General features: G+C 42.8%; 26 protein-coding genes. 8 read left to right on the forward strand and 18 right to left on the reverse strand.

Annotation, left to right across the window (positions count from 1 at the left end):
- Window position 1: 1 nt before the first annotated feature.
- The 4 genes from NQ546_RS15545 to NQ546_RS15560 form a co-directional block, all read right to left on the reverse strand.
- Window positions 2-1,390 (reverse strand): hypothetical protein, encoded by a 1,389-nt coding sequence (locus NQ546_RS15545; protein ID WP_004288873.1) that lies wholly within the window; start codon window positions 1,388-1,390, stop codon window positions 2-4.
- 7 nt (window positions 1,391-1,397) lie between these two features.
- Entirely contained in the window at window positions 1,398-1,802 is a 405-nt protein-coding gene (locus tag NQ546_RS15550; protein ID WP_004288872.1) for a hypothetical protein, read from the reverse strand.
- 176 nt (window positions 1,803-1,978) lie between these two features.
- Window positions 1,979-2,815: a DNA adenine methylase gene (locus NQ546_RS15555; protein WP_004288871.1), complete on the reverse strand. Its 837-nt coding sequence runs from the start codon at window positions 2,813-2,815 to the stop codon at window positions 1,979-1,981.
- 97 nt (window positions 2,816-2,912) lie between these two features.
- Window positions 2,913-3,155, reverse strand: coding sequence for a hypothetical protein (locus tag NQ546_RS15560; RefSeq protein ID WP_004288870.1), 243 nt, complete (start codon window positions 3,153-3,155; stop codon window positions 2,913-2,915).
- A 537-nt stretch (window positions 3,156-3,692) separates the two neighbouring features.
- On the opposite strand from NQ546_RS15560, the gene NQ546_RS15565 reads away from it, so the two are divergent.
- From NQ546_RS15565 to NQ546_RS15580, 4 genes are all read left to right on the forward strand, one after another.
- On the forward strand, window positions 3,693-4,493 hold the full coding sequence (locus tag NQ546_RS15565) for a ParA family protein (RefSeq protein WP_004288868.1): 801 nt from the start codon (window positions 3,693-3,695) through the stop codon (window positions 4,491-4,493).
- Window positions 4,494-4,512: 19 nt separating this feature from the next.
- On the forward strand, window positions 4,513-4,782 hold the full coding sequence (locus tag NQ546_RS15570) for a hypothetical protein (RefSeq protein ID WP_016662277.1): 270 nt from the start codon (window positions 4,513-4,515) through the stop codon (window positions 4,780-4,782).
- A 45-nt stretch (window positions 4,783-4,827) separates the two neighbouring features.
- Entirely contained in the window at window positions 4,828-6,642 is a 1,815-nt protein-coding gene (locus tag NQ546_RS15575) for a fimbrillin family protein (RefSeq protein WP_004288866.1), read from the forward strand.
- Window positions 6,643-6,837: 195 nt separating this feature from the next.
- Complete coding sequence (locus NQ546_RS15580) at window positions 6,838-7,176, forward strand: hypothetical protein (protein WP_239463471.1); 339 nt, start codon at window positions 6,838-6,840, stop codon at window positions 7,174-7,176.
- 77 nt (window positions 7,177-7,253) lie between these two features.
- Here NQ546_RS15580 and NQ546_RS15585 read toward each other — a convergent pair whose 3' ends face one another.
- Entirely contained in the window at window positions 7,254-7,616 is a 363-nt protein-coding gene (locus NQ546_RS15585; RefSeq protein ID WP_004288859.1) for a hypothetical protein, read from the reverse strand.
- A 125-nt stretch (window positions 7,617-7,741) separates the two neighbouring features.
- On the opposite strand from NQ546_RS15585, the gene NQ546_RS15590 reads away from it, so the two are divergent.
- Together NQ546_RS15590 and NQ546_RS15595 are read left to right on the forward strand one after the other, a co-directional pair.
- Window positions 7,742-9,022 carry a DUF3440 domain-containing protein gene (locus NQ546_RS15590; protein WP_004288860.1) on the forward strand — a complete coding sequence of 427 codons (1,281 nt, stop codon included), beginning with the start codon at window positions 7,742-7,744 and terminating at the stop codon, window positions 9,020-9,022.
- A 261-nt stretch (window positions 9,023-9,283) separates the two neighbouring features.
- Window positions 9,284-10,498, forward strand: coding sequence for an IS256 family transposase (locus NQ546_RS15595; RefSeq protein ID WP_115615956.1), 1,215 nt, complete (start codon window positions 9,284-9,286; stop codon window positions 10,496-10,498).
- Window positions 10,499-10,593: 95 nt separating this feature from the next.
- On the opposite strand, the gene NQ546_RS15600 is transcribed toward NQ546_RS15595, so the two are convergent.
- Window positions 10,594-11,082, reverse strand: coding sequence for a hypothetical protein (locus NQ546_RS15600; RefSeq protein WP_115615898.1), 489 nt, complete (start codon window positions 11,080-11,082; stop codon window positions 10,594-10,596).
- Window positions 11,083-11,272: 190 nt separating this feature from the next.
- Between NQ546_RS15600 and NQ546_RS15605 the strand changes: the two genes are divergently transcribed.
- Window positions 11,273-12,433: a tyrosine-type recombinase/integrase gene (locus NQ546_RS15605; RefSeq protein WP_004288863.1), complete on the forward strand. Its 1,161-nt coding sequence runs from the start codon at window positions 11,273-11,275 to the stop codon at window positions 12,431-12,433.
- Between the two features lie 102 nt (window positions 12,434-12,535).
- The gene (locus tag NQ546_RS15610; protein WP_004288864.1) at window positions 12,536-12,823 is read left to right on the forward strand and encodes a hypothetical protein; all 288 of its coding nucleotides are present in this window, start codon (window positions 12,536-12,538) and stop codon (window positions 12,821-12,823) included.
- Between the two features lie 141 nt (window positions 12,824-12,964).
- Here the strand turns inward: NQ546_RS15610 and NQ546_RS15615 are convergent, their stop codons facing one another.
- From NQ546_RS15615 to NQ546_RS15670, 12 genes are all read right to left on the reverse strand, one after another.
- Complete coding sequence (locus tag NQ546_RS15615) at window positions 12,965-13,966, reverse strand: InlB B-repeat-containing protein (RefSeq protein ID WP_244924097.1); 1,002 nt, start codon at window positions 13,964-13,966, stop codon at window positions 12,965-12,967.
- A gap of 44 nt (window positions 13,967-14,010) precedes the next feature.
- The gene (locus tag NQ546_RS15620; RefSeq protein ID WP_004288857.1) at window positions 14,011-14,283 is read right to left on the reverse strand and encodes an HTH domain-containing protein; all 273 of its coding nucleotides are present in this window, start codon (window positions 14,281-14,283) and stop codon (window positions 14,011-14,013) included.
- A complete protein-coding gene (locus NQ546_RS15625) occupies window positions 14,280-14,621 on the reverse strand; it encodes a hypothetical protein (RefSeq protein WP_004288856.1) in 342 nt (113 codons plus the stop codon). The genes NQ546_RS15620 and NQ546_RS15625 overlap by 4 nt, the downstream gene beginning before the upstream one ends.
- Complete coding sequence (locus NQ546_RS15630) at window positions 14,599-15,156, reverse strand: M23 family metallopeptidase (protein ID WP_004288855.1); 558 nt, start codon at window positions 15,154-15,156, stop codon at window positions 14,599-14,601. Before NQ546_RS15630 ends, NQ546_RS15625 begins: the two co-directional genes overlap by 23 nt.
- Entirely contained in the window at window positions 15,153-16,307 is a 1,155-nt protein-coding gene (gene traN / locus NQ546_RS15635; protein ID WP_004288854.1) for a conjugative transposon protein TraN, read from the reverse strand. The genes NQ546_RS15630 and traN overlap by 4 nt, the downstream gene beginning before the upstream one ends.
- A gap of 133 nt (window positions 16,308-16,440) precedes the next feature.
- Complete coding sequence (locus NQ546_RS15640) at window positions 16,441-16,896, reverse strand: HFCD family protein (RefSeq protein WP_004288852.1); 456 nt, start codon at window positions 16,894-16,896, stop codon at window positions 16,441-16,443.
- A 30-nt stretch (window positions 16,897-16,926) separates the two neighbouring features.
- Complete coding sequence (locus tag NQ546_RS15645) at window positions 16,927-17,145, reverse strand: hypothetical protein (protein ID WP_004288851.1); 219 nt, start codon at window positions 17,143-17,145, stop codon at window positions 16,927-16,929.
- A 525-nt stretch (window positions 17,146-17,670) separates the two neighbouring features.
- Complete coding sequence (locus tag NQ546_RS15650; protein ID WP_004288848.1) at window positions 17,671-17,829, reverse strand: hypothetical protein; 159 nt, start codon at window positions 17,827-17,829, stop codon at window positions 17,671-17,673.
- 13 nt (window positions 17,830-17,842) lie between these two features.
- Complete coding sequence (gene traM / locus NQ546_RS15655; RefSeq protein WP_004288847.1) at window positions 17,843-18,838, reverse strand: conjugative transposon protein TraM; 996 nt, start codon at window positions 18,836-18,838, stop codon at window positions 17,843-17,845.
- On the reverse strand, window positions 18,835-19,506 hold the full coding sequence (locus tag NQ546_RS15660; protein ID WP_115615899.1) for a hypothetical protein: 672 nt from the start codon (window positions 19,504-19,506) through the stop codon (window positions 18,835-18,837). The genes traM and NQ546_RS15660 overlap by 4 nt, the downstream gene beginning before the upstream one ends.
- Window positions 19,503-20,264, reverse strand: coding sequence for a hypothetical protein (locus NQ546_RS15665; RefSeq protein ID WP_004288845.1), 762 nt, complete (start codon window positions 20,262-20,264; stop codon window positions 19,503-19,505). Before NQ546_RS15665 ends, NQ546_RS15660 begins: the two co-directional genes overlap by 4 nt.
- Window positions 20,261-20,794 carry a hypothetical protein gene (locus NQ546_RS15670; RefSeq protein ID WP_004288844.1) on the reverse strand — a complete coding sequence of 178 codons (534 nt, stop codon included), beginning with the start codon at window positions 20,792-20,794 and terminating at the stop codon, window positions 20,261-20,263. The genes NQ546_RS15665 and NQ546_RS15670 overlap by 4 nt, the downstream gene beginning before the upstream one ends.

Below are 20,794 nucleotides of genomic sequence, written 5' to 3' on the forward strand. Positions count from 1 at the left end.
TCTACATATCGGCACTGGCCTGCCGGCTCATCCGGTTGGTCGTACCTATGGCTTTGAGCGTATATCCCACCGGCGTTTTCGAAAGCATCAACGCACGGCTTTTTGTCGCGGCCTTCCGGGTGGTGGAACCGGCGGAAGAACTTATACTCTTGCCTTTGAGCAGGGCATTCCATTCCGTAGCCTGCATATTCTCCACCTTGACACCTTCCTTGCGCAAATCCTTGATGATGTTTTCCATATCGTACCCTTTCTTTCCGGAAGTTGACGACTCACTGAATTGCCCGACGGCTTTAGCAAGCTGTCTGTCCCTGTTTGCCCCGGCACTCCGAAGCGCGGACTGACGGGAACCGGCATCTTCTTTCTGCCGGATCTCCCGGACGGCTTTGTCATATTCCATATTGATGTCCTTTATCTCCCCGTCCAGTTTTTCGGTGGCGGCCTTTACGGTTTTGGCGGACGGCTTTTGCGTCTCCCTGCTTTTCTTCCCGGCAGAAGCGTTTTCATTTGCATCGGCATTGTCCTTGTCTTTCGATGTTGCAGTTCCTGCTTCTGTTTCCGTTTCGTTTTTTATTTCAGCAACACCTTCCAATTTGACACCGTACATCTCCTCTGCCTGTCTTTTCACCTTTTCCGAAGGATGCCGGATGAGCTGTGCGGCTTTTTTGTCAGTATGCAGAACAAAAAGCTGTACTTTCTCCGCCGGTTCTTCAATGAACCGGACATTACCGGGATTCTCCCTGACTGCAGCAAACTGCATGATTTCCGAAGGTGCGGATACATAACCGATATTTTCTCCCCTGGCTTGTACTGCGGCCAGCTGTACTGTCTCGGAAGGGGATTTGATATACCGGAATACTCCCGGATCTCCTTGTACGGCCATATGTTGTACTTTCTTTGTCGGCTCTTCAATATACCGGATATACTCCGGAGCTTTCTGTACGGCCGCCAATTGTACCTTCTCTGCAGGTTCCTTGATGGAAGCGATGTATTGAGGATTTCTCAATACGGCCATTAACTGTACTTTTTCCGCAGGCTTTTTTATCAGGGAGATGCATTCCGGTTTTCTTTCCACGGCCATTATCTGGGCCTTTTCCGTAGGGGAAGAAATGAAACCGATATAGACAGGCCTGTTGCGTATGACGGTAAGCTGCACTTTTTCACTGGGTGTGGCAATGAAATGGATATTATGCGGGGCTCCCTTGATTGCGGCAAGCTGTACCTTTTCCGCAGGCTTGTCTATGAAGCAGATAACACTTCTGTCCCTTCGTATTGCCGCCATCTGGACACGCTCGGAAGGGTTTTCAATCATGCTGATGGCGCGGGGATTTCGGAGAACCGCCCTCATATCCCGGCTGAAAAGGGCGGCCAGTCGTTCTAAAACGGTAGGCATATATGTGTCAGTTTTTAAAAGGTTCGACTTCTTTCATGAATTTTTCAATGGCTGCTGTACTCGACCTTTCCCCGGCTTTGTCTTTCTGCATCTGCAGCACCAGTTCTTTTGCCGCTTCCAGTACTGTCCGGCCGGGGAAAAGACTTAGTCCCAATATCCCTTCCATAGCGACGAAACAGGCTGTCGGTGAAGGGTTGTGTATCAGGAAGATGCTTTCCGCAGAGGTGATGACAGCCGAGAGCTGTACCTTTTCTGTGGCAAAAGGAAGATGCCCAATGAGTTCCGGCTTTTTCTGTACTGCGGCCAGTTGCATCTTCTCGGTAGGTTTTTCAATTTGTAGAATCGTATCCGGATCTTCCAGGATCGCCTTTAACCGGGCTGTTCCCGGTAATGCACTGCTTTTATTCAACATAACTGTCTGTTTTAATTATAATGATATGCTTTCGGGAAGCAAGGTACGGCGGTTCATCGCAATTGCGTTGCGATATACAATAAAAAGAGAACGGACACTCAGGATATCACATCCGGAGTGTCCTCTAAGATGAATTCAAGGTGGTAAAATGTATATGATGGTATATAAGGACGTTCTTAAGCTGCTTCTGCAGTCCCTTTGTAAAGCATGATATCCGTATAGGACGAGTTGTAGTTCATTCGTGCCGTAAGTGTGGACTTGCATGTCCCCCTGAAAGGATTGCCTATACCAGGATGTTGCTCCATCCACTCACAGAAATCCAGTATGGGTGATTTTCCGGAAGTGAAATAGACAAACGGATGCCCGCTTAGGACAAGCAGTACATCCAGGTAATCCTGCAGCCTCCAGTCCATTTTGTATGTACTGATATCCGTTGCCATGTAGGGCGGATCAACCAGAAAGACAACATCCGTATCGGCATTGTACTTATCCGCAAGTTCCTTATAGTCACAACAGACCACTTCCAGACCGTCAAGATAACCGTCACAGTTGTAATCGTTTTGGCGCAACTTGTTATAAAGGTTCTGCTTCTTCAATTCTTCAAAGTTCAGAACATACTTCATGGAGAAAAGAAGGGATGATGAAAGGGTAAGATAATCCACAAAACCGTTTTGCTCGTCCTGAAGTATGCGCTCTAAAAACACATCGCGCATACTGCCTGTGATCTTTTTATGCCGGGGATAACCTTTGGCTGTCTCACGCAGGTCCTCCAGCAGTTCATTGGTACGATGAATATTCCCCAGACGTTCACGATAGTTGTCGTGGTCATTGTAGATTACAGTGGCATCCGGCCGTTCCCGTTTGGTGATATGCGACAGCAGGCCGGAACCGCCGAACAGGTCGATGAAAACAGTCTTGTCACTGAAACGCTTCAGAACCTTCCTGAATTCCGATGCGAACATGCGTTTCTGACCCACGAAAGGAAGCGGGGCCTGGGAGTAAGTCTTTTCCATTGTTATAGTCTTTTGAGCGTGTTATATAATGGTTGTGTTCATAATTCAGGCGCAAAGTTCTTCTTATTCACCCATGAAAACAAAAAAAATAGCACACTCATACTGCGTGATGCATACACTTCTTTTTAAAACGTCCGATAATCTCGTACACCTTACGTTCACAGACACCATGCCTGGCAGAAAGGACGGTAACACAATAGGTTACTTTGTCGCCGGTATTGCGCATCTTCTCATACTCTTTATACAGACTGATATACTTGTAGTCATCCGGCTTGGAACCCATTTCGGCCAAAAGCTCCAATAGTTCCTTGTTTAGGTTTAATATCTCGAATAATGTCATATATATAATTTTATTGTATCTTTGCAACGCCAATCATTTTTGTAACATAAAAAAGCAGAACCGTAACAGAGGGTACTTGCCCCCGGTTGCGCGGTTCTGCGTAATGTTACAAAGTGATTGGCGTTACTTTTAACAGGCCGGGGGCTTTTTCATTTCTTAAACCGTTCGGAACTTCTCCGGTAACACATGAAACGATTTCAACCTTTCCTGCCACTTTATCACATGCCGTAAGCATTTTCTGCTTTCATGTTTTGAACGAAAGTATTTTAATTTGCCGCAACGCCGTTGCGTTTTACATTTATTAAGCATCCCGGCTGATACACCGGTTTTCTCTTGAAAGTAAAATACTTTTTATATGTTTATGCTTTACAAATAAAACAAGTAAATTACTTATATATACATATTGATATTTTAATTAATACAATATAAAATATATTCAAGTATTATACTTAATAAGTAAAAACATGGTAAAATATTTGCAGTAATGCACAATTATTACTATCTTTACACCGTAATAATCAAGGAGATATAAATATAATGAAAACATTAACGACAGCATGTGTAAATCATAAGGGCGGGGTTGCAAAGACCACATCCTTATTGAATCTGGCAGCCGGAATTGCAAAGTTCTATGGCAAAAAGGTTTGCATTATCGATGCAGATCCGCAGGCAAATACGACGATAGCGACATTCGGGGAAGAAATGGCAAGCCTTTCCCAGGACAGCCTGCTTGAGAGTGTATTGCAGGATTGTATGCAGGACAAACCTTTGAGGCTGAAACCGCAAAAATGGTTGGAAAAGGTGGATGTCATACCGACATCATTGGATTTGGCGGCAATGGAAGTGGTAATGAATACGGCTCCCGGCAGAGAATTCCTTTTCAGGGAAATCATAAAAGGCCTGGAAGGAAAGTATGATCATATATTGATAGACTGCCCGCCTTCATTGGGGATTATCACACAGAACGCATTAATGGCAAGTGATTTTGTAATCATACCTACAGACGGAAATTATTTCGCAATGAAAGGAATTGAGAAAATACACTATATCATCAGTCTGCTGAAAAGGAAGCTCGGAGCCGGCGTCCGGATACTCGGTTACTTCATGACCAGATATAATGCTAAGAGGAAACTGGACCTGGATATCAGGGAAAGCCTGAAGGAGACATTGGGAGAAAGCGTATTCGAGGTGGTGATCCGTAACAATGTGGCATTGGGAGAAGCCCAATACAATGCCATGAGCATTTTCGATTATGCGCCTTCATCCAATGGAGCGGAGGATTACCGCAAATTGACAGAGGAATTTCTCCTGAGAATTGAAAAGTTAAATGCAAAATAGGAATAACTGTATAGACGTTATGAAAGAGTTCAAATCAAAAGGGATATCTTTGGAAGGTATAGTAGGAGAAAATCCTGTGAAAGAAAAAAAAACGGCAGGAAAGGCATATAACCAAAGCATTGCAATAACAGAGGATCTGGTATGGGAGCTGAGGTCATTCGCGTCCGATCACCGTTGCAGGGGAGTCAAAACGGTACTTGAAAAAATAGTGGGATGCTTCGTCAGGGAAGACGGGACTTTGGACCGCGACAAGCTGGAAGAATTCTGGAGAAAGTATGTAAACAAGTAAAATATATAATATACTTATTAAGTAATATACTTTATTTTAAGAACAATGAAGATATACGGATACATATTGGTAGCTTCACTCGCATGCACGCTTTTTTCATGCGGAGAGGATGGGGTATTGCCGGAACCCGAACCGCCGGTAGTAGGACCGGGAGACAAGGATGAACCGGATGAAAAGCCGGACAAAATACAGTTGGGCATTACTGCATCGCTACAATCAATGTCGCAGACCAGAGGGATTATAGAAGCATTCATGCCGGGACATGACATGGGGGTCTTTGTCGCTACAAGTGGAACCGGCCAGACAACAAAGAACGCCTCTTATCTTTTTGACGGGAAAACCTGGAATGCAGACCGGGATGTACCGGTGGAAGGAGATGCCGATGTAGTAGCATATCTGCCGTATGACAAAGCTGTGACCGACTATGCGAAGGTTGCTTTCGACTTGACAGACCAGGACGACATATTGTATGGAACGGCTAAGGTAACAAAGGATATTCCGACTGCAAGTCTGGAAATGAAGCATGCGATGACATTGGTACGCGTACGCCTGATGAAAGACGAATACATGGGTACGGGGCTGGTATCGGACATGACTTTCAAGAATGTATATACGGCTGGAACGCTTGATGCCACAGCAGGAACGATAACAAAGGATTACGGAACAGGTCGGGGGATAATCAAGGCCGGCGGGAACTACATGCTCAATGATGCCAACCCGGTGATTGTGGATGCCATCCTTATGCCCAAGCCGGCGCACGACGAACCGGTATATGTAAGTTTTACCATTGACGGGCAGGAACATACCTATACATTCCCAGTACTGCATGAATGGCAGGCAGGTATGAAATACACCTACACCTTGAAAATGACAGGAAACTATAATTCCCCAGTAAACAAGGAACAGGTTGATATAGATGTGGAATATTGGAGCCGATATGGTAAGACGGATGAAATCATACTCAATCCGAATCCGGAAGATTACGAATTTACCATTTGGCCGAACTATACGGAATACGGCTATGATTGCTATCAGAATGAAGGTAAGGTTTTCGGTACATTCTACTATCCCTGGTGCGGTACATCGGAAGGAGAACTGCGCTTTGTATTCATGAGGGAAGGAACCAATGAGATAGTGGAGAAATTCCAGCCGATAGACATCAAGACCAATGGTGCATGGGACGGTAAGCGTATCCAGTGCTATATTACTTCCGCTCCCGGTACATACCAGCTTGTTCCTCTGTTCCGTAAGAAAGGAGAAACAATGTGGTGCAAGGCAGTAGATTATGACTATGGCAGTACGGATGAGGAATGGCTGTATGAAGTAAAAGCACCTGCACCGGATAATCTGCCGGCATTACGCGATATAGAATTGGAAGGCCAAGATAATACTACCTTTTTATCTTATCGTATCCCTTTTAATCAATCATTCAATATAGTCTTTACTTTATCTAATAAGGGAGAAAAGGCCTTGAAAGGAAAAATAAAAGCTGTATGGGAACGGGAATTTAAACTTGCCTCTAACTCATATAGACCAAGTATTCAGAAGAAAGAAGCCGTTAATGATAATGAGTGGAATGACGAGATTGGAAGAGTTGATATAAATATCCAACCAGGTGTACGATTTTGGAAAGGCATTATAGAATGTAAAGTCACTCAATACTATCCAATGCCTCATGTGGATGGAACTCAATATGCTGGGCCAATAATTCATCTTTATTGGTTGCCTGAAGGGGCATCGGAATGGCAACTTCTCAGATTGGATGCAGACTATTTATTTAATCGTAATCATGTGAATGGAGATATTTGGGATGAAACATTAAATTATATAAATGTATCCCTTGCAGAATGGTATAATTAAATATTGATAAATAAGTAATTACAACAAGTATATAGATAATACAAATAAAGATACAATTCATTTGGCATTAAAGTAAGATGAATTTAAGGTGGAGAGATCCCGCTGCAGTGATGCACCGGGATCTCATTATTTTTTAATTCCAACAGTACTATTACAGCCAGATTTGAGCAAGAGTCTGTACATGTGAAACTACACATGACTTATGGTAACGGAGGTTCTATTGTTGTTGAAGATTTTTATATTACAGCAGAAAAACCGCTGCCATTTGATGTAAGAGTCACAGTGAATCAGGATGTGATAGAGTATGATGACAGAGAAGATCCACCAATCTATAATACTTATACAACATCTGAAAGCGTAACGCTTTATACCGGATCAACCATCTCAAATCATAATAAATTGGATTCCGGAACATCCGGAGTTGATCAGTTAGGCTCTTTCTGGACGTATATAGTGATTAATGGAAAAACGTATAATCCATTCAAAGATACCATTACATATACATACAATGGCATAATCTACATATTTGAATAATACATCTGGTACAAGAAGAAAGGGGCTATCCGGATTTTTTCCGGGACTGCCCCTTTTGTTATACCAGACAATTTATTCTATTCAGCACAAATGTAATTATATTGAGAATCGGAAAAATTATCAAAATCTATCCAAGCAGAGGATATGGTTAATAGAATAGCGTCACTTGGCATTCCCATTCCTTCTTCAGGTGATACATCCGGTATAAACCAAAATTCCCATTCGGATTCTCCAACATTTAAAGTCTTAGTATGAGTCCTGCTGCTAAAGTAGTCTATAGGTGGCTGGCTGGGTTCGTGTGGATCATTGTCATATGTAAAAGTACCTTGTGCACTGTATGAGATTGTGATAGGAGATGCGATGGGATAATCTGCTGAAACTTCTACAGTAATACGAGAACCAGGGCCTAAGGTAAACCGAGCACCGATTACATTATCCATAATAGTTTGCTCAAATCTGGCTGTAATAGTACTGTTGGGCTTATTATTGTTTTTGCTCCTCCAATCTTTGTTTATAAGTTTTTTTTTAATTTTGTAATTAATTGTAGAGTCTTGATAATATAATCATGAATAAAAAGAACGTATATGACCTAATTCAAGAGAGGTTGAATGTAATTTTTAAGGAATTTGATAACGTATATATATCCTTTTCCGGGGGAAAAGACAGTGGAGTATTACTGAATTTATGCATAGATTATATTCGTCAGCATCATTTGGAACGCCATATCGGGGTATTCCACATGGATTATGAGATACAGTACAGTATGACAATCGATTATGTGGATCACGTCTTTAAAAGCAATAAAGATATTCTGGATATATATCGTGTTTGTGTACCTTTTCGTGTAACAACTTGCACCTCAATGTACCAAGACTATTGGCGTCCCTGGGACGAAACAAAGAAAGACTCATGGGTCAGAGAGATACCCAAAGATGCGATGACGGTAAATAACTTTCCTTTTTATAACTGCCAAATGTGGGACTATGATTTTCAACTGGAGTTCTCGCGCTGGTTCCATCAGCAAAAAGGTGCACAACGTACCTGCTGTCTGGTAGGTATACGTACTCAAGAAAGTTATAACCGTTGGCGCGCCATTTATCGACAGACCAAAGAAAAGTATAAAGACTGCGAATGGAGCACCCGGATTGATGAGGGAATATACAATTTGTATCCTCTTTATGACTGGAAAACAGAGGATATTTGGGTTGCCAACGGTCGGTTCCATTGGGACTATAACCGCCTGTATGATTTATACTATCAGGCAGGAATAAGTTTGGACAGACAGCGTGTGGCGAGTCCTTTCATTAGTGAGGCTATTGAAAGCCTTGCGCTGTATAAAGTTATTGATCCCAATACCTGGGGGCGAATGATTGGACGTGTCAACGGAGTCTGCTTTGCCGGGCTTTACGGCAACACTCATGCTGCCGGACGAAAAAGCATCCGTCTGCCAAAAGGATATACCTGGAAGTCATTCATGGAGTTCCTGCTTTCAACCCTTCCTGAACGAACTCGGAATAGGTATTTGGCGAAGTTGGATACCAGTATCAAGTTCTGGAAGGAAAAAGGTGGGGTTCTCAGTGACGAAGTAATACAGAAGCTGAAGGATCGCAATATTCCCATTCAGGTTGGTGATAGTACAAATTATAAAACGAATAAGAAACCAGTGAGAATGGACTATCTGGATGATATAGATATCGAGGAGTTTAAGGAGATCCCGACTTATAAAAGGATGTGTATATGTATTCTACGGAATGACCACACCTGCAAATATATGGGATTTGCTTTGAACAAAGAGGAGAATGAAATGAAGAACAAAGCTATGCAAAAGTATAGCCACATTTTATAGATGAAGGATAGAATGGATAGCCTTTATTTTCAGTTAACAGAGATATTATAGAATTTTCTGGGAAAAAACATCCGGTGTAAACAGCAATGAAGGTTTCCTTTGCAGACAATGAGGAAACCTTCGTAAAAGATTAATAACGTTGGTACATCATCTCAACGTAGTAATTTATATCAGAAGTTACGGTAAATGAGAGTCCGTAATTTGAACTGTGTCAGCTAAGGAAAAGAATAAAATATTAACTTTGCTAACACAGTTTATTTTATGAGTGAAGAATTTGATTTTGAAAGTATCAAGAACAAGGCTCTTGAACAGTTGAAGTCTGGTAAACCCTTGTTAGGTAAGGACGGTGCTTTTGCTCCGTTGTTGGAGAGTATATTAAATGCTGCCCTTGAAGGTGAGATGGACGCTCATCTTTCTGAGGATGAACGCATGAGTGGCAACCGTCGTAATGGCAAGATGCAAAAACAAGTACAGACTTCGATGGGAGAAGTCACCGTATCTACCCCTCGTGACCGTAACTCCACCTTTGAACCCCAGTTCATAAAAAAGCGTGAAACCATTCTTGCAGAAGGTGTTGCAGACCGTATCATCGGACTTTATGCTTTGGGAAACAGCACACGTGAGATAAGTGACTGGATGGAGGAGAACTTGGGTAATCGTGTGTCTGCTGAGACAATTAGCGCCATCACCGATCGTGTACTTCCGGAAATAAAGGCATGGCGTTCCCGTAGCCTGGACAGCGTTTATCCGATAGTCTGGATGGATGCCATCCATTATAAGGTAATGGACGAGAGAGGCTGTGCCGTAACCCGTGCGATTTACAATGTACTGGCTCTGGACAGCGAGGGACATAAGGATCTGTTAGGGATGTATATCTCTAAGAATGAGGGCGCGAACTTCTGGCTGAATGTATTGACAGACTTGCAGACCCGTGGTGTCTGTGACATACTCATAGCTTGTGTTGACGGATTGAAAGGCTTCCCAGACGCTATCCAAAGTGTGTTTCCTGATACTATTGTCCAGCTCTGTATTGTCCATCAGGTACGTAACTCCATCAAGTATGTCGGCAGCAAGCACCAAAAAGAGTTCATGAGGGATCTGAAACATGTCTATGGTGCGGTAAATAAGGAATCCGCTGAGACAGGACTTTTTAATCTGGAAGAAAAATGGGGTGAGAAATACCCTATCGTTATCAAGTCTTGGCAGGATAACTGGGAAAGGCTTACTGAATACTTCCAGTTTACGTCGGATATACGACGTATGATTTATACCACGAATACAGTCGAGGGCTATCACCGCCAAGTGCGGAAAGTGACAAAAAACAAGGGCGTGTTCCCTAACGACACCGCCCTTGAAAAGTTGGTTTATCTCGCTTACCGCAACATACGCAAGAAATGGACCATGCCCATAGCCAACTGGGCGGCCATCGCACAACAATTAGCGATAAAGTTTGGAGACAGATTTAAATTGTTGTAACTTTACGCTCGTCGGGAGTGCTGGTGCACCCCCTTGGCGCTGGCCGATCCCCGACCGATGAGCTTGGAAGAAAACGCCGCATGACACAGTTTATTTTACGTCTCCGTAAATGACAAACCATTATCTTCTGCAATACCGGATACTGTATTCCTGTTGCTGTCCTTTACTCCTCTATATTCATAATATCCATGAGAATCACTGCCTGCAATAAAATTGAAGTGACAGATATCCCCTTCAAAGAAAGTCTTGCTTATTGACCGTTTGCCTGATGAGATGTCATTTCCCGCCCAATATAATGAATAATCACCCTTTTGTACCCATTTATCATTAATCCATTCTGCAACTGTAATTGTAACTGTATATTGTTTACGATTCGGACTGTCGGAAAATACAGCCCGGAACTCTGTGCCTGATGGATAATCCTCTCCATACTGGCTATTATTAAACCAAAGGCTGCCGTCATTTTGAATCATCCAATCAGGAACAGATTCATAAGAAATAGCACTGGGTATCCTACATATCCATTCATTGAAATAATAACCACTGTTTGCTATGGGATATACCTTAAAACCACCTTCATCCAAATCTCGCCAATCCTCAATAATAGCGAGTTGTTGAGAAACTGTACCATAGTCACTATTAGAGGAAGAAAAATGATAAACAGCTACACCAGTAGTGAAATTTGCCGTAATAGTACTGTTGGTTCTAAGCTAATTTCATTCATGATTTATTTACTTCTCAAATCACATAAAAAGAAGTATTTTTGAAGCAAAAATGAAGCGAATTGATATATTGGCAACTAAAATACGTAATTGCATTACGGACTTCTTGTCACAAACTGATATTAGTGAAATCAAGGGAAATATATACTTATTCAATGGAGATAAAGAAATTAATATTTCAATATCTGAAGTATGGGAAATAGCTGAAGAGGTATCTTTGGAAGATAAAGAATTAGGTGGATATTATGATCAAGTAAAATCAACCTTACCAGAAAAAGATACCGGTAAGAATTACAATACATTCATTGATTTTTTTTCTGATATATGCCATGATATTAATATAAAAGACTCTACTCGTAAAAATTATTTTCGAACTCTTGATACCTTGAAAGAGTACGCTCCCGCCGCACGTTTCTGTAACATAGATAAAGCATTTGTATGCGGTTATGAATTATTCCTCTTATCCTTAAAAATGCGAGCCAACACTATAATTAAACACATGAAGCATCTGAAGAAAGCATTTCATCAGGCATGTCGAAAAGGCTACCTGAAGCTCTCAATAGAAGAACTGTTCAGCTTGTGCAGTGTTAAACAAGAAAAAACGTTTAAAGAAAGTCTGACGAGTAAGGAACTGCTCATTCTTTATCAGTATTTGCAAACAGAATTTGAAACTATGGCAGATAGAGAAAAAGAAATCCTTGCAGGTTTCCTTTTTTCTTGTTTGACCGGTTTACGTTATTCTGATATTTGTTCGGTTGAGTATTCAAATATCAAACGGATCAGGAATAAACGTTGGCTTTTCCTTACAATGAAAAAAACAGGTCAAAAAGTTTTTGTGCCCATTGAACAAATGTTCTCAGGAAGAGCACTGGGAATAATGAGATTATTTCATAGAACCAGAGGAAAACTTTTCCATATGCCATCCAATGCTGTGTGTAATCGGATTATTAAACGAATTTATAAAAAGCTTTTTCGTGGGAAAAAAAATATTTCCTTTCACACCGGAAGGCATACTGCAGCAACTCTTTTGCTTTATCATAACACACCGCTTACAACCATTAAAGAAATTCTTGGACACACCAATATACGTACTACAGAAACATATGCAGATATAAATGAAGCTACAATTTATAATTCTATATCTAAAATAAGATTTAGAGAATTGGAAAAAGCGGAGAAAAGAATAGCCCGAACTTTTTCTTTCAGAAGCTAATAATTTATCGTCAATTCCAACAGTACTATTACAGCGAATTTCAGTATAAATTCCATAGATATCTACTTTCATGGAAAACTGGCCGATGGTGGATTTGAAAATATGTATATCAGTTCAAGTGTGATTTTGCCTTTCGAAGTTAAACTCACTGCCTGGCAAACAATAATAGAATGGGATGACCGTTATGATCCACCTCAAGAAACAAGTTATGAAAGAACTACTACTGTAACGTTAAAAGCCGGACAAAAGGAATCGGACCACAATAATTTCTGGCTTGGAGTATCTAATGGTGGCAGTTGGGGTTGGAACATCTATGTAAATGGTATTGAAAAAACTAATGGAGATACATATGTTTACAATGGAGTAACTTATAATATTATAGTCCTATGATACAAATGATAACCGTTACCTCTTATAAAGCATAAGAGGCTGTCCTTTAAAAAAGAACTGCACTCCAAAAGCCTTCTGTCTAACTTTTGGAATGCAGTTCAAAAGTAGATAGTTCCTTTCTTTATGATAAATTGGTATTCATTACCACTTCAGGTAATTATATCTATCATCGGAAAACTCTTTAAAGTCCATATACCAATCATCCAAACTTGTGATAACTGCCTTACCCGGCAAATATGGAATATTCGTTCCCATTTCATCTGGCATGAAAATGAATTCCCATGCAGATTGGCCGACAGTTAAAGTCTCCGTCCAAACTCTACAATCAAAATACTGGTCAGGCGGTTGCATGCCTCCCCATTCATCCTGTTCATCCACATAAAACATTCCTCTTGCAGAGTATTTGATTGTAATAGGGGAAGTAATTGGAAACCCGGAGGTTACTTTCAATTGAAGACTTTTAGAACTATAAACAGACATTTCTCCTTTGATATAGTTGTTTAAGATTTTTACCTCAAATCTTGCTGTAATAGTACTGTTGGAACTATGTAAGGTTGCAGTGGTACTTGAACTCCCTGAATTTGCGATAGTTACATCACCACCTGTAACCGTCCAACCGGAAAATCTGTACCCAGTATTCGGAGTGGCCGTAATATTGATTGCATTTTCCACCTGGTAACTGTTTGTCCCTGATGGAGAAACGGAACCGCCGGAACCCGCATTAACAGTCAAATTACGCTTCTTTTCTTTGAATCCGCAATGAAATCTATGATCCTGACCGTCTAACTTTACTTCAAATGAAGAAGCGGAACTTTGTGCATAATCATACTTTTGAGGTTCATTCGCGGGTCCGCCATAGAAGTAGTTTACCTCATATCCCGGATTAGGATATGCGGCTACGGTTGGAGTTGAAGTACCATTGTATAATCCCGCTCCCGTTGCATATCCCCCTGCAAAATCAACCCTTCCGTCCGAAGAACGGGTTGTTACATCTTTCATACCTTCTCCTTCAATGGTAATACGTGTATCACCGGTAGGAGTTGGTCTGTCATTGTCGGAATCCTGCTCCAAAACTTCATCACTCTGGCAGCCAACGAACATCGCCGTCAATGCCGCCAACAATAAAAATTTTACTTTTCTCATAATTAATTGTTTTTAAAAGATTTGTTATAATTGCATACAAGATGCTATTCTGAATCATTCAAGACCTCCGCCTCGATACGTGCTTCGAACGTCGCATAAAGTACGAACTGGTTATCAAAATAATAGGTATTCCTTACCCTGCTGAACTTTATTTCCGCTCCCATCAACCGGAGTTCCTCCAGATAATTGCTGATGGTCCTCTCGCTTACCCGCACTTTGGCGGCCAGTTCACTTAGACTGCCTGTACTTTCCATCCGGATGAAGCGGTACGTCCGGTTGATCCGCTCTATGTAATTGACAACTGACAGATTTGTCATGGCTTATCCTCCTGTCCGGTTATGCTTAGGAACTTCCTGAAATATCTTTCCTCCAAATAAAGGCACTCCATCAATGCTCCTTTCCCTTCCCGTTCATACATACGCCGCAGGAGAGGGAAGTCCGTCACATAGAGATTCCATCTTATCTGACTTTTTGCCCTGCCGTCGAGTGACTGTGTATCCGCACCTTCCATTCCATATTCCACAGAAAAGAAAAACAGGTTCTTCAGCCCGTATTTCTCCAGGAAAGCCAGATCCTTCGGACAAGCCTTCAGCCCGTCGGAAGCGATGCACCGCAGGATAAGCTGTTCTATTTCATCTTTGATTGTCATATCCATACCAATATGGTTTTATAGTTTTGCCGTATTTCCTTATCTCATAATGCAGGTGATAGCCGGTACTTCTTCCCGTACTCCCTGCAAAGCCGATTACAGCCCCTTTCACGAGTTTTTCCCCTTTTGTGGTATAATACGCAGCCAGATGAGCATACAGCGTTTCAAAGCCGTAAGAATGCCGTATAACGACACATCTTCCATATCCGCCTTTTCTCCCCGCGAAAGTAACCGTGCCCGAAGCGGTGGCATAGACGGGTGCGGCCAGTTCCACAGCCATGTCAATGCCTGAATGGAAACTACGTTTTTTCGTTACAGGATGAATCCTGCCGCCATACGTGCTGCTGATACGGAACTTCTCTTTCAGGGGGCAGGCCAGCGGGAGCTTGTCTGTCATTCCGTACCGGGAAAGTATGTCCCGGTAATCTTTCAAACTTTCCAGGCGTTCACACTTATCAAGTGCCATATCAAGCAGTTCCTTTCCGTCATCATGCCCGGAGAAAGAAAAAGGGAAAAACAATATGAACAGAAGCACTCTCATCGGGCTATCCTCCTTAATATCCTGTCGGCTTCCTCTTCCGTCTCCTGCTGTTCTCTATTCCTGAATACCTCTTCTGCATCCAGGAGCGACTTGTTCTTCAGCTTATACAGGAAATGCCGGCCACCGTTCTTTTCCTGGATCTCGATGACGAGTCTCTTTTTATCCGGAATGGTGAATTTGTTCATAGCCACCGTAAATGTCCGGCTCTCGTGTGCCGGTATCTCCTCCGGATAGTCGAAGGTGAACAAGATATTCTGCTCAAGCTGCTGTACCGCCGTTTTCTTGCGGATCTTGGCATCCTGAATATAAAACCTCATAAAATCCGTCGTATAACCGATTTGGGTACGGTTTGTCAGCGTCATACGCAATAGCAGTATGTCCGCGTCGATGAAGATGTTTCCAATCTCGAATTCCATGCCGGCATTCTTGTCTTTGAGTCCCAGATCCAGTGGTAGCCGTTTGCCGATTGCTTCCCTGATCCTTTCTTTCTGTTCGCTTGAACGTTCCTTTTCATCAAGTATGGCCACTTTTTGTGTATCTTCCTTATCAATAACGAAACTGAAACGCTCCGGGGCAGGTACATAGCGCAGGTCAAACGTATAGAATTTACCACTTTCAACCACCACGGAAATGTTCGTATCTTCCGTATAGGCTCGCATGGCTTTTACAGCCAGGATATTGTCCACTCCCTCGGCTTTTTCAACTTCCACATTCGTACTGCCATAGTCCACATAAGAGACAGCAGAAGGAAAGATAAGGAAGAGTTGCTTGTCTCTGCCCACCGGCAGGATATGCGGTACGGGAGCCTCCCCGTTTATACGCATATAGCTTTCTTTCGGATGCGCATTGTAACGTATGGCATAGGAGTAGAATTTCGTATCGGCGGTTACCACAGAGAGATTTGTTTCACCCGGAAAGTTCTCCTCCGCAGCCTTCAGGCGTATAATCTCCGGACAGTTCGTTACTTTCTCGCCAATGACGTAATCCCCACCGATACTGTAGTATTTCACTTCGGTGGGAAATATCAGGTGCAGCGTCTTTTCATAGCCGATTTCCAGAGGTATGGCGGTAAGCTCTTCTATTTTCTGGGCTTTCCCTGAAAGAAGACTCAGGAGAAAAATGACTGTGATGTAAGTTCTATTTTGTATCATACTTATTTGTTTTTATTCCAGGGCACAAATAACATTAATAGATATACTGCAAGAAAAATGAACCAAAATGTTGGAACAGCGTATCCGCTTTTATAAAAACGGATTATGTTTTCGGTTAAAAAATCATGTTCCATCACATTGATTTTAAATCATTCATATTATCAAGTTCTTTCAGGAACCGGGCTATATCTGCAGCCATCGGGAATATCCCGTCAAAGAGTTTGTACATCAGCTCCGGTTTTTGCGGTCGGTTCTGATACACAACCACCTTCTTGCCGGCTCCCTTCATCCATCCCGCCTCGGAATGCGCGGAAGCCCCGCAGGGAAGTACAAGTACACAAACATCAGCCCACCTCATGGCATCGAAGTCCGATTTAAACCCTGTCTGGGCAAGCGGGTGCTCCAACGCATCCAGGTGTTCATCCGTATCCATCTGCTGCCAGTTCTCACTAACCTGCGACCAGTGAAAATCCGTTTTTCCCTCGGGGCTCATGAAATCGTACACCTCGTGCCCCTTCCGGCGCAGGAAGGAAACTATTGATTGCTGGTATTCATTTTGCCAGCTGCTTGCCACATAAACCTTTGCCATTGTTTCAATTTTTTCAATATGTTATAAGTGTTATTTCTCTGTTCTTATCAAAATTCCTATCTTTGCACCAGCTACGTCATAAATAAAATATTCTAAAATTTGCGTTGTTTCATTCCGTCCGGTTCGTGAGAATAGGACGGAATTCTTGTATTGTTTCTGCTTTGGCATACTTCCTCGGCGTTCTCCTGATATTTCCATCGGATGAGTTTTTTCAGGAAAAGTAAACACGATGCTTTTATATCTTTTCATTTTGTTACTCTTCAAAATTCTATTTCAATTACTTTGTACATAATAGTTGTTTACCTATTTTCGCAATCAATTGTTAAAATCAATATTATGTCCTACTTCGAAAAAACGGCAGAGATATTAGCGTGTCTTCCTGAGCATTATTTGGATTTCATCAGATGCTTTATTGCTTGTTCTCTTATGCTATATCCTACATTATTCCTGTTTACGTCTTCCTTTGAATCATATTCCTTATATACACAAATTTCACTTGTAATGGGAGTATCTGCCATATACACGGTCCTTTTTCTTCCCTTATCTGTACTTCTGTTAGGAAAGAAAGGAATAAATCTTCCGATTTTCCTATTGGCTTCCGTGTCCGGTTATACTTATTTTACGTTTAGATTCCAATTGGATATGAATGATGAATTCCATTTTTTTCTATTCTTTTTGGTTCTCAGCATCCCGACTTTAGGACTTATCCTTTTAATTAAAAATTGTACAGAGACAGTTCTTTATAAGCTTTTACAAAAGCTGAAAAAACTTATATTACCTCTCCTTTTTCTGCTTATTTGAGGAATGTGTATCTTTATTCAACCCTTTTCTGATAGCTGGAAGATTCCAGCCTACAATAGCAAGCGTTATCATGTATATCCACACTTCCGGAAGCTTTATTGCTTCAACAATAAATTCTTTTATCGTTTCCATTACTTTTCCTTCCTTATTCTTTTGGCTGCCTGAGCAGTATCCTGTAGTTAGTTTTGATTGTCACCTTTATCTTACGTATATTCTTGCTCGCAGCCGACTTGGTGGCACTGATGATACTGTTTGCTGCCCCCGCCACAAGCTGGCTGCCTACATCAAGTCCGCCGGCAATGTTAGTGCCGGCTCCGCTTACTCCGGCCGCTTCCGCTTCCTGTATCGTTTCCGCCTTGGCATTTCCCGGAACGTAAATCCCTTCCATTGCATCCTCAGAATATACTTCCTTTTCGAAAGGAAGTATGTTGCCTCCCAGGTTTACCGAAGTAATCCTTACCAGTACGCGTTCCCCGTCAATCTTCATTACTTCCCCGAACACCGGTGTTCCCTTACGGATACGCTGCCCGTCATCGGTAAGGCAGTTCTCGGCCAGTTGCATCTTCAGTGTCGATCCGGTCATTACGGTTTGTGTCGAGTGTACAAATGCCCTGATGACATTCTTTTCATCCTGCCGGACAAGCCGCACGCTATTAAAACTCCTGCGCGGTTTTGCCTCAGGCGCGCTTTCCAACGTATCGGTATGCAACTCTTCTTTTTTCTCCTCTTTTTTCTTTTCAGGTATGGGGGTATTTTCCTTTCCCGGGAAAGAAGGCTGCATTCCGCCTGTTACCGCTGCACTGCCACCTGTAATCTCCGCCTCGTTCTGTCTTATCAGTTCCCTAATACGCCGTATCTCTTCTTCATTTTCAGCATCCGTTCCGGACGGTTCTCTCCGGCCCGGTACACCCTCATAGACTGTTGAAGGGTTCATCATGCCCCGGTTGTCTTTCTCTACGCTTTTCAGCATGTCTTCCAGTGTAAAACTTTCCTTGATCCGGCCCCGAAGTGTCACTTCCTCTGTATCCTCTCCCTTATCCTGACCGGCCGGTAAACTGGCTATAATCCCCCAGACCAGCAGGGCGGTCACGATACCTGCTCCTCCCAGAATGATGATCCTGCTTTTTTCAGACTGTGTCATAAGTTCTCGTATTGCTGGTTATACGTCCGGAAGAAAAAACCGGATATGTTTTCAGGGAAACGCGGTCTCACACGTATGGCCGTACCTTCACTGATAATCCTTACTTCCTTTGTTTCACTTCCGTTTATGATGGTCAGTACGGAAGAAAAGATGACATGATACTGGCCGTTCTCAACCGAAAGGGAAATTATCTTCTCGAATTTATTCCGGTATACCGCTCCCAGTTCCAGCGCATCCCCATAAGCCCTGTCCGCACGATACTTTGCAAATATGGCCGTTGCGTCCGGCTTGCTTACCAGAAACAGGGCATGCGCCTGGTTCTCCTGCCATGAGAGCCTGTCGAAACTGTTCAGATAATAGGCTGTGGAACTGCAGTGAGCCCGCAGCAGCTCCTCGTAGAGCTTATCCGTATCCATAGCCTTCTGCTTCAGGTATTCACCGTTCTCATTTACCACAAGTATCTTGTTTCCCATGCTGCTGAGCAGTGAATAGCTGAAAAACAACACGGCCGACACCGTCAGCGCGCAGAAGCCGAATGCCAGCTTCACCAGAAGGGAGCTTTTCTTGCGGGCGTCGGCCAGCGCGTTGAAGTCCCCGAGTATTTCCTTCATGTTTGTCATAATGGAGAATGTTTCCCTCTCTTTTCTTAATATCTTTTTCATACTCATAACCATTTGTTGACCGTAGCCTTGGCCGCTGCAAGCAGGCTTGTTTTCAGAATGATCGAGAAAAACAGCATGATCCATATCGGCCATGAATCCTGCTGGATGTAATTCTTCACTATAAGATCGCTGAATACACTTACTACTACGAAAGCCGGGTACAGCATATAGCATCCGAACAGGTTCTTTGCCCATACAAAGAAAGAGTTCCTCAGATCCTTGTTGTAAAGGCATGCGATGGCCACGGGAGAGACTATTTCCAAAAGGAGCAGTATGACATACCTTGTCGCCAGGAACAGGGTGGTGATATAATCATATGCCAGGGCAAAAAGTGTCCCCACCTGTGAGGTCAGTATATGCGTGAAGATCGTTCCCGCCACGTTCCAGCTGCCTTCCTCGACCATGTTCTCCAGGTCACCAAGAAGCGTGGCCCTCCAGATGTTGTCCGAGTTGTATTTCCCGCCTATGGATTCTACCACCTTGTCCGCCCCCATAGCGAATATCGCTTCCAGCCATCCCAGTAAAAGAGGCAGGATTGCTATCAGAGCCGAGCAGAAAATATATTCCCTGCCCAGTTCAAAGAAATGCTTAGCATTGAATCCTTTCTCCTCCTTAATCATGTCATTTGCCATATCAAGCAACTTGAATATGAAAGTTGCTATGATCAGTCCCGCCACCAGCGAGTAGAAGCCGTTAACAGCTACCGCCTCCCTAAGTTCCCGGTAGGAGTGGAACAGCACGCTGAATTCTCCTTTCTCCATCATTGCAGGGCACGTTTCAAGGTTTCATACTCACCGACAAGACGGTTTATTTTCCATATGTTCCGCTCATCCTGTTCGGTCTGTTTCTCTATGTCCCTGAGAAGTGTCAGCCTCTCCGCATCGTTCATCCTCAGCGAGGTCGAAAGAACGCTTTTCACAAGGCTTATCAGCCGTCCGTTGTTGCTTACGATCTGTCCTACGCACGATGTCAGTGAGGAAAGGGTTGACGACTTCATACCCGATTTGCCGGCCCTTCCCAGAAGCTTTCCGCACTCCGTACTCAGTTTCAATTGCCTTTCAATGAGATACTTTACAGTCATGCAGCTACTCACTGTGGCATTCACCTTCCTCATGTAATCCAGGCTTTCATCCAGTATCTTCTTCTGTTCCTTGAGCGAGGAGACGGTGTTCTTCAGCTGCTGTACAGAAAGAACACCCTGATAGGTGTTTTCCGGATCGCTCACAATCCATTGTGCCCGGACAGTCCCCGAAAGGAGCAATGTCATGAGTCCCAAAATCAAAGTCTTTTTCAT

Source organism: Bacteroides eggerthii (assembly GCF_025146565.1).
GTDB classification, from domain to species: domain Bacteria; phylum Bacteroidota; class Bacteroidia; order Bacteroidales; family Bacteroidaceae; genus Bacteroides; species Bacteroides eggerthii.

Coding starts and splice junctions, on each gene's coding strand:
- NQ546_RS15545 (WP_004288873.1), bottom strand. CDS start 1,390: ATGCCTACCGTTTTAGAACGACTGGCCGCCCTTTTCAGCCGGGATATG.
- NQ546_RS15550 (WP_004288872.1), bottom strand. CDS start 1,802: ATGTTGAATAAAAGCAGTGCATTACCGGGAACAGCCCGGTTAAAGGCG.
- NQ546_RS15555 (WP_004288871.1), bottom strand. CDS start 2,815: ATGGAAAAGACTTACTCCCAGGCCCCGCTTCCTTTCGTGGGTCAGAAA.
- NQ546_RS15560 (WP_004288870.1), bottom strand. CDS start 3,155: ATGACATTATTCGAGATATTAAACCTAAACAAGGAACTATTGGAGCTT.
- NQ546_RS15565 (WP_004288868.1), top strand. CDS start 3,693: ATGAAAACATTAACGACAGCATGTGTAAATCATAAGGGCGGGGTTGCA.
- NQ546_RS15570 (WP_016662277.1), top strand. CDS start 4,513: ATGAAAGAGTTCAAATCAAAAGGGATATCTTTGGAAGGTATAGTAGGA.
- NQ546_RS15575 (WP_004288866.1), top strand. CDS start 4,828: ATGAAGATATACGGATACATATTGGTAGCTTCACTCGCATGCACGCTT.
- NQ546_RS15580 (WP_239463471.1), top strand. CDS start 6,838: ATGACTTATGGTAACGGAGGTTCTATTGTTGTTGAAGATTTTTATATT.
- NQ546_RS15585 (WP_004288859.1), bottom strand. CDS start 7,616: ATGGATAATGTAATCGGTGCTCGGTTTACCTTAGGCCCTGGTTCTCGT.
- NQ546_RS15590 (WP_004288860.1), top strand. CDS start 7,742: ATGAATAAAAAGAACGTATATGACCTAATTCAAGAGAGGTTGAATGTA.
- NQ546_RS15595 (WP_115615956.1), top strand. CDS start 9,284: ATGAGTGAAGAATTTGATTTTGAAAGTATCAAGAACAAGGCTCTTGAA.
- NQ546_RS15605 (WP_004288863.1), top strand. CDS start 11,273: ATGAAGCGAATTGATATATTGGCAACTAAAATACGTAATTGCATTACG.
- NQ546_RS15610 (WP_004288864.1), top strand. CDS start 12,536: ATGTATATCAGTTCAAGTGTGATTTTGCCTTTCGAAGTTAAACTCACT.
- NQ546_RS15615 (WP_244924097.1), bottom strand. CDS start 13,966: ATGAGAAAAGTAAAATTTTTATTGTTGGCGGCATTGACGGCGATGTTC.
- NQ546_RS15620 (WP_004288857.1), bottom strand. CDS start 14,283: ATGACAAATCTGTCAGTTGTCAATTACATAGAGCGGATCAACCGGACG.
- NQ546_RS15625 (WP_004288856.1), bottom strand. CDS start 14,621: ATGGATATGACAATCAAAGATGAAATAGAACAGCTTATCCTGCGGTGC.
- NQ546_RS15630 (WP_004288855.1), bottom strand. CDS start 15,156: ATGAGAGTGCTTCTGTTCATATTGTTTTTCCCTTTTTCTTTCTCCGGG.
- traN (WP_004288854.1), bottom strand. CDS start 16,307: ATGATACAAAATAGAACTTACATCACAGTCATTTTTCTCCTGAGTCTT.
- NQ546_RS15640 (WP_004288852.1), bottom strand. CDS start 16,896: ATGGCAAAGGTTTATGTGGCAAGCAGCTGGCAAAATGAATACCAGCAA.
- NQ546_RS15645 (WP_004288851.1), bottom strand. CDS start 17,145: ATGAAAAGATATAAAAGCATCGTGTTTACTTTTCCTGAAAAAACTCAT.
- NQ546_RS15650 (WP_004288848.1), bottom strand. CDS start 17,829: ATGGAAACGATAAAAGAATTTATTGTTGAAGCAATAAAGCTTCCGGAA.
- traM (WP_004288847.1), bottom strand. CDS start 18,838: ATGACACAGTCTGAAAAAAGCAGGATCATCATTCTGGGAGGAGCAGGT.
- NQ546_RS15660 (WP_115615899.1), bottom strand. CDS start 19,506: ATGAGTATGAAAAAGATATTAAGAAAAGAGAGGGAAACATTCTCCATT.
- NQ546_RS15665 (WP_004288845.1), bottom strand. CDS start 20,264: ATGATGGAGAAAGGAGAATTCAGCGTGCTGTTCCACTCCTACCGGGAA.
- NQ546_RS15670 (WP_004288844.1), bottom strand. CDS start 20,794: ATGAAAAAGACTTTGATTTTGGGACTCATGACATTGCTCCTTTCGGGG.